Raw genomic sequence first — 12842 nt, forward strand, 5'->3', positions numbered from 1 at the left:
AGGGTATATAAGGTATTAGCTTTAGTGTATGATGGGTAAGGATAGTGTTTATTTGCTTATTAATCAGACAGCTATTATCTATTTTGATCATAAGATAAATACTATACGTACAGGGTGTAATGCGATTTTAAAGGAGATTTAGAATGTTAATTCGTGTACAAGAAATATTATCTACCCCAACAGTTAAGCGTCAATTTATTGATGTTCGACATGATCTGATGAATCACCAGTTTGGTGCTCAGTCCTATGTAGAGGGACATATTCCAGGAGCGGTTTTCTTTGATCATGAAACAGATTTATGTGCAACAAAAACAGGTAAAAATGGTCGCCATCCTTTACCTAAAAGAGAGGATTTTGCGGCATTATTAGCGAAAAAGGGCATTGATATTGATGCTCACATCGTTGTTTATGATGCAGATAATATGATGTTTGCTGCACATATGTGGTGGATGTTAAGATGGTTAGGTTTTGAACATGTACAGGTTTTAGATGGTGGGATTAAAGCATGGAAAGCAGCTAATGGTGGGATAGAAACAGGTATTGCACCTGCTTTACCACCTGTACAGTGTGCTCTTCGTGATAGTTTGGTTAAAACCTATACGGCAGAGCAAGTACTAGCTAATATCCAATCCCCCCAATTTACCTTATTAGATGCTAGAGCACCAGAGCGCTATCGTGGTGATGTAGAACCAATGGATCCTGTAGCAGGGCATATTCCTCATGCGATTAATCACCCCTTTACGCTTAATCTAACGGCAGAAGGTTTAATGAAATCACCTGAGGCACTGAAAGAGGCTTTTTCTGCTTATAACCAATATGATTTAATTGTGCATCAATGTGGTTCGGGTGTAACTGCTTGCCATAATATTTTAGCGATGGAAGTAGCAGGGTTACATCATTATGCCTTATACCCTGGGTCTTGGAGTGAATGGGTGGCTGATCCTAGTCGTCCGATTGCAGTAGGAAATGAACCTTAAGTAATAGATTATTAATCACTTACGATAAATTACATTTATGATAAATTATCGAGTGTATAAACCAGTATAATCTGTTTCCTATTGAATATATTTAATGGCTAGTCATCATTAATACTTTCCGTTCGATATATTCTTATATAGCTGATAGCACCTATCAAAAAGTATATGACATTGATAGGTGCTAATTATTTGTCAGGTACTATATCGTAGATTGATTTTTATGTTTAAAATCGTTTTATTTCTTTTTTCTATTTATCTTGTCTGGCGGTTGATTTTACCGTTACCACTCGCAAAAGTATGGCGTTGGGTATTGAGTATTATGCTTTTGATGCTTGCTCAATACTATTGGGTGCGTGAGTGGATTTTTGGTTCGCTTGCTTCACCAGAAGTGCCTAGATGGGTCTTATTGGTATTAGGTAGCACATTTGTTTATTTTGTTATAACAGTGTTATTGACAGTCTTTATAGAGATAATTCATTTAATAGCACGGTTTGTTCTGCGTATTTCTCGAGCTAAATGGTCAAATACCTTACGAATAGGGATTTTACTGGGTAGTGGGGTATTGAGTATTTTTGGGGTACAACAAGCGATAAAAGTACCCGAGGTTAAAACGGTTGTTTTACCTATCAAAAATTTACCAGCAGGCTTAGAGGGTTTTAAACTAGTACATTTAACGGACTTACATATTAGCCCTTTGCTTAATCAAGAATGGTTAGCTGCGGTTGTTGAGAAAACTAATGGTTTACAGGCAGATGTTATTGCAATTACGGGTGATTTAATTGATGGTTTTGTTAAAGATCGTCAAAAAGAAATCCCCCCTTATGCTGCATTACAAGCACGATATGGTGTCTTAGCGAGTCTTGGTAATCATGAGTATTATTTTCATGCACCAGAATGGTATGTGACATTTCAACAGTTGGGGATGCAAGTATTAGTGAATCAGCATACGGTGTTAACCCATCAAGGTGAGCCTATTGTTTTTGCAGGTGTGGCTGATCCTGTGGCTATAGGTGTTGGTCTAGAAGGACCTAATGTGGATAAGGCACTATCTGATGCTCCTAAAGGTGTCTTTACGGTTTTATTAGATCATCGTCCCCATCAAGCGAAAGATCATTTACAAAAGGGTGTCAATCTACAATTATCTGGTCATACACATGGGGGAATGATAGTAGGCTTTCAGGAAATAGTGAAGCAATTTAATGCCGGTTTTGTCTCAGGACTTTATGCAGTAGGCGAAGGTTTATTGTATGTGAGTAACGGTACAGGCTTATGGAATGGTTTTCCTGTAAGGCTAGGTGTGCCATCGGAGATTACATTATTTATATTAAAAAGGGGATAAAATAAGATTATCAAGAAATTATTACTTAATTATCTATAAAACATAGAGTGATAAAAATACGGTAAATAGTGGTTAGTCATTGAGATAAATTTTGTTTTGATGACCAAATATGCTTGGTGATTATCCACTATTTTTTAGGTTTTGGGGAAAATAGAATAAGTCAAAGGGGTGTTTATATAGAGAAGAATATTTTTAATTTTTTTGAATACGCAAAGCAAGCATTCCGCCTATTAAGGCAAGAAGAGAACCATATAAGCCGTAATATAAAAGGAAGTTATTAAATAATGCCATAAATCCCCAACCTTTCTGGTATAAGGACTCTAGTGTAGCGGTATCAACTAATACTAAAGCAAGGTAATTATAGAGAATAGCAATAGAAAACCCGAGTAGAACAATTATCGGTAAGCGGGGGTAGCGTTGAGGTAAAAGCTGAAAAATAATCGTTAAGCAAAGGGATACAATACCTAATTTATGAATGGTGGCATAGAGAAAAAGATTGATAGTTTCCCATGTAAGGCGAGTATCAAGATGTTGAAATCCACCCATAGAATAAATCGTGGCTCCTAAACTAATAAGAGCCACTGCAAATAATGCGAATAAAAAACAAAAAATTGTTTTAATCATTGCATTAACGATTACATGACACGGCTACGGTATTCGTTTGTGCGTGTATCGATTTCAATCTTGTCGCCAATATTGCAGAATAAAGGTACAGCAAGCTCAAAACCAGTATTAATCTTAGCAGGTTTCATCACTTTGCCTGATGTATCACCTTTAACAGCAGGTTCAGTATATACAATCTCACGAACAATAATAGTAGGTAGTTCAACAGAGATGGCACGACCCTCGTAGAAAACTACTTCTACTGTCATTCCTTCTTCTAGGAAATTGAGTGCATCGCCCATATTGTCGGCTTCAACATCGTGTTGATTGTATTCTTCATCCATAAATACATACATAGGATCCGCAAAATAAGAATAAGTACATTCTTTTTTGTCTAATACAACAACATCAAATTTCTCATCTGCTTTGTAAACAGTTTCAGAACCAGAACCTGTTAAAAGGTTTTTGAATTTTAATTTAACAACAGCTGCGTTACGACCAGATTTATTGTATTCAGCTTTTTGAACAACGAGTGGGTTGCCATCAACCATTACTACATTGCCTACGCGCAATTCTTGAGCGATTTTCATTAAGTAACTCCGAATGGAATAAGAAAAATATGAGCAAAAGCTCATTAAGAGCTTAGAAAAATTGGGTTAAACCCACTTAAACCATTATTTTAGCCTTTTTATCCATGTTTTGCCTGAAAATTAAGGATTGAAAAAGACAAAGTTTGATTTTTTAGTAAATGTTGTCGGTAGTCTAAGAGGGATTGTTGTAAGGAATGTAGCTGATCTGATTGAAATAATTGCGTAAATGCCTTAGAAAGAGTATTAGAAGATGTTGTTAATTTACCACTATCAATGGATGATGAACATGAAGAAACTTCATTCCATGCTGTATTTAAGGTAATAAGACGAGTATCAAAAGGATAGGAATTAAGCCATGCGTGTAACTTTTCTAAATGAATATTTTCTTCTTGTGGATAAATATGCCAAATAAAAGGAATCCCTGACCAAATCGCACGTACAAAACTATCTTCCCCCCGTACAATATTGAAGGTAGAACAGGCTAAGAGATAATCAAATTGCTCTTGGGGGAGAAAGGCAAAGCGTTTAATACGAATAAAATCAGCATGAGTGGATTGTAAGAGTTGCTCTGCTTGTGGAAGCACTCCTTCGGGGATTAATAAGAGTGTTGGGCGATGATTAGCCTGTAAACCTTGGAGTAAACTTAAAAAAGGAGCATGAGGGTAGCAAAAGAGGGTGATAAGCTGATCTCCTTGGATAAAGGCATCAGCGACTTCTTTACCAATATACTGTAAGAGCCATTGGTATTTTTCTGCTTGATGAAAATTTGCCAAAGAGGGTAAAAGCGTAGTTTCTCGAATTAACCCACCTGTTTTAGAGGTAAATCCAGGAAAGAAGAAATATTTAGCTACCCCATTTGCTTGGATAGAGGGCTGTGCATGAAAAGACTCTACCCAAGGTTCGGCACTAAGGTACTCAACATTTAACCAGTAGCGTGTCTGTCCTTTCATTTGTTGAATAAATCCCTCATCCAAATTAGCACCAAAGGCTTCAATCACCAAAGGAGCTGGTTGAGCTTGGCTAACAGTATTATCTTGCCAATGCATAATATGAATGCCTTGAATGATTTGTTGTGTTTTATGGGGATCGATGCGTGGTTCAAGGCGAGCGAAACTATACAAATCATCTACCCATAATCGAATGGTGTTGGGTATGGTAGGGTGGTGTTTAAAAAGAGTTTGTAGTAGGCTTGCTGGGTCAAAATAATCTGGATTAATTTGAGCAATATGTAAATGATTTTGTAAATCTTTAGCCAGCCGCCAACATACCCCTATATCACCATAGTTATCAATAACGCGACAAAAAATATCAATGAGTGCGGGTGAGGCGCTATAGGGGGTTATGTTTAGCATAGTTTATTATTTAAATATTTGGGATAGACCCGCCACACCTTGGCGGATTTTAGCTTCTGGTACAGTCACAAAACTAAGTCGTAAATGATTGGTTATTGTCTTTTCTGCTAATGGATAGAAAGGCTGTCCTGGAACATAGGCGACTTTTTGTTCTTCAACGGCACGAGGTAATAATTCAGTAGTATTTACTTGCTCATTAAAGGTTAGCCAGATAAACATACCGCCTGTAGGACGTGTCCATTGTACATCAATCCCTTTGAAATGTTCGTCTAGTGCCTCTAGCATATAAGTGCATTGTCGTTTATAGAGCTCGCGCACTTGGGGGAGATGTGTATCTAAGAAACCATTTTTAATCGTTTCATAGACCGCCATTTGTGTAATGGTTGATGTGTGTAGATCTGTTGCCTGTTTTAATTGTACCATTTTGCTAATAATGGCTTCTGGGGCAATGATATAGCCAATACGCATACCTGGTGCTAAGACTTTAGAGAATGAACCCATACGAATAACCGTACCGCCATGTTGTTGAGATAAGGCATAGAGTCCGGGTAAGGCTTCACCCTCAAAGCGTAATTCACCATAAGGATCATCTTCAATCAATGGTAGATTAAGTGCGGCACAGCGTTTGACTAAAGCAATACGGCGTTCTAGTTTGAGGGTACGACCAGTAGGGTTTTGAAAGTTAGGTAATGCATAGATAAAACGAGCGTCTTTAGCAATCTCATCAGTCAGCCCATCTGGAATCAATCCTTGTTCATCAGTAGGGATGGTGGCATAAGTAGGTGCAAATTGATTAAATGATTGGATTGCCCCTAAATAAGAGGGGGATTCTAAAACAACTTTAGAGCCTTCATCAATAAAGAGTTTTCCAATCAGATCAAGTGCTTGTTGTGAGCCTGATACGATAAGGACATTATCAACACCAATATCAACACCGCGAGTCTTAAAATCACTAACAATCCATTCTCTCAATGGACGATACCCCTCTGTGGGAGAGTATTGTAGAGCCACTTTGGGCTGTTGAGTTAAAACAGTATCATATGCTGCTTTAATTTGGTCGTGTGGAAATCCTTCAGGAGAAGGCAATCCACCAGCAAAAGAAATCACATCAGGACGTTCAGTGACTTTTAAAATTTCACGAATAACAGAGCTAGTTGCTCCTGTAGCACGTTTTGATAAAGGGAATGAAACACTATTCATCATTATTATTCCAAAAATATTATGATAATGGGTAATCTTTAAAAATAAATAATACTACTTAGTTTATATCTAAATAAATAAGCCTATTTATTTACCGAAAGTAGCTAGTACCGTTTTTATGGTATTTTATATATTTACAAAAGTTACCATAAGCATAGTACATTGTTTTTTGATATTTTGTTAGTATAAGCGCTTTTTTAAGTGTTTTTTCTTATTTACCTAGATAAAGTATGAGAATAATAATGTATAAATAGGCGATAGGCTACTTTATTATTTAAGTTAAAAATAATAGTATAAAAATGCTATAAACCATATTAATCTACGGTTCTTTGCTTAATGTACAAATTATGTGTACGGAGATGTAATTAAATAACTTAATAATACCCTTTAATCCGTACAATTTTAAGCACTTGTGGTACTTGACGAATGGCTCGGATAACGGTGGCTAAATGATTACGGTCTTCAACCTGTACGGTGAGTTGAAGATCAGCAATTCCCATGCTTTCATCAGGCATATGTAGGCGAATAATATTAGAACCTACACTAGCAATTTGCCCTGCAATACGACCGATAACCCCTTTTTCATTTTGAATCGTAACGAGTAGGCGAGTAGAAAGGTGTTTGTTATATTCCTGATCCCATGCAACAGAAACCCAACGTTCAGGTTCTTTGGCTCGTTGTCCAATGGCAATAGGACAATCTTCAGTATGAACAACTAAACCATAACCAGGACGTACAACAGCAATAACATTATCACCGGGGATAGGGGTACAGCATGGTGATAGCGTAACTGATTGCCCCTCATTCCCTTGGATAAGAATAGGACTGGATCGGGCAGCATTTAGCTCATCAATATCAGCAGCACTTGTTGCGATTAAGGGGGAGTCAATAAGAAAACGGCGAGCCACAACAGCGGCTAGACGGCGACCGACACCGATATCCATTAGGATTTCATCAATACTATGTCCGCCAGATTCTTTGGCAAGTTTTTCCCAAGTAGGATCATCTTTACTTGGAATGTCAATATTTAATTCTCTTAGGGCTTGTCGTAAGAGTTTTTCGCCAAATTGAATAGACTCTTCTAGATTGACTGTTTTTAAATAATGACGAATTTCAGAACGTGCTTTACCTGTACGAACAAAATTTAACCACTGGATATTTGGAGCTGCTTTCTCATTGGTAATAATCTGGACGGTATCCCCACTGACTAATGGTGTTTTGAGGGGGGCTTCTTTTCCATTGATAAGGGCTGAAATAGCATGATTACCAATTTTGGTATGGATAGAGTAGGCAAAATCAATCGGTGTTGCCCCTCGAGGTAATGAGATAATCTTACCCTTAGGTGTCAGTACATACACTGCATCAGGGAATAAATCGACTTTTACATTATCAATAAATTCAGAAGAATCACTTGTTTGACTCTGAATATCTAATAAAGACTGTAGCCAGCGATGTGTTTGTTTTTGTAAATCGCTAAGACTCATATTGTCTGTTTTGTAAATCCAGTGAGCAGCAATACCCTCTTCGGCGATATGATCCATATGGGTAGTACGAATCTGAAACTCAATAGGTGTACCATAGGGGCCCACTAACGTGGTATGTAATGATTGATAACCATTGATTTTGGGTAGTGCAATATAGTCTTTGAATTTACCGGGAATAGGACGATAGAGTTGGTGTAGTACACCTAATGCAATATAACATTCAGTTAGGGTATTAACAATAATTCTAAATCCATAAATATCCAATACCTCAGAAAATGATTTCTTTTGTTCTTTCATTTTCTTGTGGATACTAAATAAGGTTTTTTCTCTACCAATTAACTTACCTTCAATACCATAAGCAGGTAAAGCTGCACGGATACTATCAGTAATCTTATGGGTGAGATTGCGATTGGTATTATGTGCGTTTTCAAGTGCTTGTTTGAGCACTCTATAGCGATTGGGGTAATAAGCCTCAAACGCTAAGTCCTCAAACTCTCGTACCAAATGGTTTAAACCTAAACGATTGGCAATAGGAGCATAAATCTCAAGTGTTTCATTAGATACACGGCGTGCCTTGCTAGGCTCTACGCCGCCTAATGTACGCATATTATGTAATCGATCGGATAGCTTAACTAAAATAACGCGTACATCTTTTGCGGTAGCTAGCAACATTTTACGGAAGCTTTCGGCTTGTTGTTCAGATTTACTCGCAAAATTAATACGTTCTAACTTAGTTAAACCATCCACTAATTCAGCTACATCGGTGTTAAATCTTTCAGCAATTTCTGCTTTTTCAATACCCTGATCTTCAATGACATCATGCAATAAGGCTGCCATTAAAGCACTTGCATCTAATTTCCACTGTGCGCAAATTTCAGTTACTGCAACGGGGTGCGTAATGTAGGCTTCTCCACTTGAACGCATTTGTCCGAGGTGTGCTTTATCCGCAAAGCGATAAGCCTCACGAACTTGTTCAATATCGCTAGGAGAAAGATAGGTTTTGAGTTGTGTAATGAGTGGATAGAGTAAATCACCTGTATTTGTTGTATCAGGTGAAAAAGAAGGTGTGTCTGTGGGGAGTGCTTTCTTAACCCTTTTGCGGAAAGGGGAATTCTCGCGCAAAGCGTGAAGTAGCGAAGAGGAAACGTTTTTTATACCCATACACACCTCTATTGATTAGGTTGGTACTTTACGTAACATCTCTAAACCTGTTTTACCATCAGCTACTTCGCGTAAGGCGATGACTGTGGGCTTATCATCTTCTGGATCAACGCGTGGTTGGTGTCCTTGTGCTAATTCGCGTGCGCGATAAGTAGCGACTAATGTGAGATCAAAACGATTTGGGATTTTTTCTAAACTATCATCTACGGTAATACGAGCCATGAATTTACCTTATTTTTGTGAATGTGAAATACCTAATTCTGCAAAAAGCTTATGGTTATTAGCAGCTTGGCAAGCATAGCGAAGATTTGCTGTCTTGACAATATATTCTAGCTGCGCCAAAGCAATATCAAATGAGTCATTAATGATAACATATTCAAATTCATCTGCGTGAGCAATTTCACTACTTGCCGCTAATAATCGGCGAGAAATAACGGAATCGCTATCTTGTCCGCGATGATGTAAACGTTTTTCAAGTTCTTCTATAGAAGGAGGAAGAATAAAGATATCAATGACATCAGGAAATTGTTGTCGTACTTGACGAGCGCCTTGCCAATCAATTTCAAGTAGGATACTTTGTCCTTTTTTGATTTTTTCCTCGACAAATGAACGTGGTGTTCCATAGAAATTACCATGTACTTCAGCCCATTCTAAAAGATTATCTTCTTCTTTCCATTGGGTAAATGCTTCAACGGAGACAAAATGATACTCACGACCGTTCTCTTCTCCTGGGCGAGCAGGGCGGGTAGTGCATGATATGGATAAATGAATATCAGGGTGTTGTTTTAATAACGCATTGACGAGACTGGATTTGCCTGCACCACTGGGTGCAGAGACCATAAAAACATTACCAGGGTATTTCATTTTTATCCTTATTAAGAAGAGTGTATCAAATCACTATCATCATACCAAAAGATTGTGTGCTTATGTGATGAAATGGCTTGAGTTAAGTGCTGTTGTATTTAAAATTTGAGCAAGAATATGCAGATTAAGCAGATAAAGCTTCTTCAAAATTTATTAGGGCTAATTTATAGCCCTAATAAATTTTAATAGTTATCCAATAGAGAAGGTTTATACATTGTGTAAGTTTTATCACCCTAACTATAAGGCATCGCTGGCATAATCCGCTAAGCGAGAGCGTTCTCCTTTTTGTAAGGTGATATGCCCAGAATGTGCCCATCCTTTAAAGCGATCAACAACATAGGTAATTCCAGAGCTACCTTCGGTGAGGTAGGGTGTATCAATTTGAGCAATATTCCCTAAGCAAATAATCTTAGTCCCTGAACCAGCACGTGTAATCAAGGTTTTCATTTGTTTAGGTGTTAGGTTTTGGGCTTCATCAATAATAACGAATTTATTTAAGAAAGTACGTCCACGCATAAAGCTCATCGATTTTACTTTAATATGTGATTGGATAATTTCTTTGCTGAGACTACGTTCCCATTGTAAAGCACTTTCTTGCTTAGCATGGGTATGTAAAAACTCAAGATTATCTTCTAATGCCCCCATCCAAGGTTGCATTTTTTCTTCTTCTGTCCCCGGTAAGAAACCAATATCTTCACCAACAGGAACAGTGGCTCGTGTGATAATAATATCGGTAAAGCGTTTGGTTTCTAGCACTTGAGTAAGCCCAGCCGCAAGGGTGAGTAAGGTTTTCCCTGTGCCTGCTTGTCCTAATAAGGTAACAAAATCAATATCAGGATTCATCAGAAGATTAAGGGCAAAGTTTTGCTCTCGATTGCGTGCAGTAACACCCCATACATTATTTTTGGGGTGAGTATAATCACGAATAGTAGCAAGGGTTGCTGTCTTACCATTGACTTCTTTCACTTGTGCGTATAGTGGATTGTCACCTTCAAAGTAAACAAATTCATTAAGACGGAAATGAGAGACAAGAGGCCCTTTGATTTTATAAAAAGTCGTACCTGATTGTACCCATGATTCCATTTCTTTACCATGCCGCGTCCAGAAATTATCGGGTAATAAAACACTACCATCATAGACCAGATCACTATCTTCGTATGTATGATCGTTCAGATAGTCTTCTGCATTAAGCCCTAAGGCTTTGGCTTTCAGGCGCATATTAATATCTTTGGATACTAAAATAACCAATTGATTGGGGCGTTGGTTTTGTAGCGTTTGCACTACGGTTAAGATAAGATTATCTGCTTTACTGGTAGGAAGGCTAATGGAGAGTGCGTCTTCTAGTTTGCTGGTTTGAAACCATAGTTTGCCTGTTGCTTCTTTATGTCCTAAAGTATTTAAGGTAATTCCATCAAAAATAGTACCTGATTCTGCGCATAAATCATCTAAGCTACGGCTGACTTGGCGTGCGTGATGGGCGACTTCAGTCATGCCTTTTTTATGGTGATCAAGCTCTTCAAGTACAATCATCGGTAGGAAAATATCATGTTCCTCAAAGCGGAATAGCGAAGAGGGGTCATGTAAGAGTACATTCGTATCTAAAACGAAAAGTTTAGGTTTTTCTTGCTTCCCTGTTTTTTGATGACGAGTAGTCACTTGTTTAGTGGAGTGAGCTTGTTTTGTGGAAGAAACGCTTGGTTCTGCAGTAGGTGTATTTACCTTCTCTATTAAAGGAGATGCTGTCTCACCTTTCTTTGGGGTTGAGTCAGCAGTTAGTTTAGGCTTTCGACGTGTGGGTAACGCTTTGGTTTCGGTCGTTATATCCACTTTACTAGCAGGTTTGGTAGGCATTTTAGGTAAAGGCATCGCTTAATCCTAGAGGGTTTTTAGGGTATCTAAAACAGTTTGTACATGATTGGGGACTTTAACACCTCGCCACTCATGTACTAATACACCGTGTTCATTGATTAAAAAGGTTGAGCGTTCAATACCACGCACTTGTTTACCGTACATATTTTTCATTTTCATTACCCCAAAGAGTTCACATAATTTTTCTTCAGGGTCGGCAATTAATATAAATGGTAATGATTGTTTGGTAATAAAGTTGGTGTGAGATTTGATGGAGTCTCGAGAAACACCAACAATAACAGCATTTTCTTTTTCAAATGCGTTAATAAAATCACGAAAATCTTGAGCCTCTGTGGTGCAACCGGGGGTATTGTCTTTTGGGTAAAAATAGAGAACAAGACGTTTCCCTTGAAAATCACTAAGAGAAATTTGACCATTTGTACTATCGGCTGTCCATGCGGGTACTGGTTGATTGAGCGTAACCATAATATTTTCCTTAATCTATCAATAAAGCGACAATAACACGTCTGCCCTCTGCCATCAGTACATTATAAGTACGAGCAGCCGCTTTAGAATCCATCATTTCAATACCGATTCTAGCGTGTAAGAGGGGGGCAAGTATATGAGGGGGAATAAAGGCTTGCTTTTTGCCTGTTCCAATAATAATCACCTCTGGGGCATTGGCATACTGACGTGTTGGGTTATCTTCTAAAAAATCAAAAACAGATGAATTGGCAACGGTGAGTCCTGCTGCTTTTTCTAAATGCTCAAGTGTAATATCCGTAAAGTGTTCTATTTCCCATGGTGTAATATCACCTTCTGGACTAAAAAAGATAGGATGATGATAGCGTTGATCGTTCACTTCAATATAGTTATCACCATAACCTGTTACGGTATTAAGGTGGGTTCGTTGTTCTCTATGTAATTGCACATAAACTCCAAAATTTTGTTTATCGTAATCATTAAAAATGACAGATTAATGACTTTACTAAGACGATGTATAAGAAAATTAATAAACGATAACGTACTATTTTTAACACATTATTGATATTTAAACCAGATAATACGTAATAATATTAATGCATGAAATAGATAGATTATTTAAGAATAAGGATAAAAACTATTGTAAATAGTCCCCGTCTTTACTATAAGCAAAAAGTTTGCTGTATTTATCACTATTCTTTTCTCTATAATAGGTATATTGCACCATTATATTGAGTCTTTGGGTTATCTAGCTATTATAGGATAAGAAAGGGAGTAAAAAGTGGGGTATTGCATAATACTAAATGTATGTAACTATATCTTATATAAATGCTATCCTATCTTATAAAAAATAATAAGTGTTTAATAATAAAGACCTTATCACTTAAAAGGATAATAAAAAATTTAAATTTAATTTAAAAAATCCCTTGCGTAATCAACAT

Annotated in this window: 12 protein-coding genes; 2 read left to right on the forward strand and 10 right to left on the reverse strand. The window is 37.4% G+C overall.

The genetic code is table 11. The features are described 5' to 3' along the window. The first annotated feature begins 143 nt into the window (after positions 1 to 143). Both F9B76_RS00475 and F9B76_RS00480 read left to right on the forward strand, forming a co-directional pair. Positions 144 to 977 carry a sulfurtransferase gene (locus tag F9B76_RS00475; protein ID WP_159990318.1) on the forward strand — a complete coding sequence of 278 codons (834 nt, stop codon included), beginning with the start codon at positions 144 to 146 and terminating at the stop codon, positions 975 to 977. Between the two features lie 220 nt (positions 978 to 1197). Beyond that, a complete protein-coding gene (locus F9B76_RS00480; RefSeq protein ID WP_159990319.1) occupies positions 1198 to 2316 on the forward strand; it encodes a metallophosphoesterase in 1119 nt (372 codons plus the stop codon). Between the two features lie 192 nt (positions 2317 to 2508). On the opposite strand, the gene F9B76_RS00485 is transcribed toward F9B76_RS00480, so the two are convergent. From F9B76_RS00485 to F9B76_RS00530, 10 genes are all read right to left on the reverse strand, one after another. Then, a complete protein-coding gene (locus tag F9B76_RS00485; RefSeq protein ID WP_159990320.1) occupies positions 2509 to 2862 on the reverse strand; it encodes a hypothetical protein in 354 nt (117 codons plus the stop codon). Between the two features lie 89 nt (positions 2863 to 2951). Continuing rightward, a complete protein-coding gene (efp, locus tag F9B76_RS00490; RefSeq protein WP_159990321.1) occupies positions 2952 to 3509 on the reverse strand; it encodes an elongation factor P in 558 nt (185 codons plus the stop codon). Between the two features lie 98 nt (positions 3510 to 3607). After that, positions 3608 to 4861 (reverse strand): elongation factor P maturation arginine rhamnosyltransferase EarP, encoded by a 1254-nt coding sequence (locus tag F9B76_RS00495; RefSeq protein WP_159990322.1) that lies wholly within the window; start codon positions 4859 to 4861, stop codon positions 3608 to 3610. A gap of 6 nt (positions 4862 to 4867) precedes the next feature. Next, positions 4868 to 6061 (reverse strand): aminotransferase-like domain-containing protein, encoded by a 1194-nt coding sequence (locus tag F9B76_RS00500; RefSeq protein WP_159992024.1) that lies wholly within the window; start codon positions 6059 to 6061, stop codon positions 4868 to 4870. A gap of 374 nt (positions 6062 to 6435) precedes the next feature. After that, positions 6436 to 8706 (reverse strand): RelA/SpoT family protein, encoded by a 2271-nt coding sequence (locus F9B76_RS00505; RefSeq protein WP_159990323.1) that lies wholly within the window; start codon positions 8704 to 8706, stop codon positions 6436 to 6438. 15 nt (positions 8707 to 8721) lie between these two features. Next, positions 8722 to 8928 (reverse strand): DNA-directed RNA polymerase subunit omega, encoded by a 207-nt coding sequence (rpoZ, locus tag F9B76_RS00510; RefSeq protein ID WP_159990324.1) that lies wholly within the window; start codon positions 8926 to 8928, stop codon positions 8722 to 8724. Between the two features lie 9 nt (positions 8929 to 8937). Further along, complete coding sequence (gene gmk, locus F9B76_RS00515; RefSeq protein ID WP_159990325.1) at positions 8938 to 9570, reverse strand: guanylate kinase; 633 nt, start codon at positions 9568 to 9570, stop codon at positions 8938 to 8940. Between the two features lie 237 nt (positions 9571 to 9807). Further along, the gene (locus tag F9B76_RS00520; RefSeq protein WP_159990326.1) at positions 9808 to 11436 is read right to left on the reverse strand and encodes a PhoH family protein; all 1629 of its coding nucleotides are present in this window, start codon (positions 11434 to 11436) and stop codon (positions 9808 to 9810) included. Between the two features lie 9 nt (positions 11437 to 11445). Further along, on the reverse strand, positions 11446 to 11907 hold the full coding sequence (locus F9B76_RS00525) for a peroxiredoxin (RefSeq protein ID WP_201289363.1): 462 nt from the start codon (positions 11905 to 11907) through the stop codon (positions 11446 to 11448). Positions 11908 to 11914: 7 nt separating this feature from the next. Continuing rightward, the gene (locus F9B76_RS00530) at positions 11915 to 12349 is read right to left on the reverse strand and encodes an Mth938-like domain-containing protein (RefSeq protein WP_159990328.1); all 435 of its coding nucleotides are present in this window, start codon (positions 12347 to 12349) and stop codon (positions 11915 to 11917) included. Positions 12350 to 12842: the final 493 nt, after the last annotated feature.

Origin of the sequence: Pelistega ratti (assembly GCF_009833965.1) — a bacterium.
Lineage (GTDB): Bacteria > Pseudomonadota > Gammaproteobacteria > Burkholderiales > Burkholderiaceae_B > Taylorella > Taylorella ratti.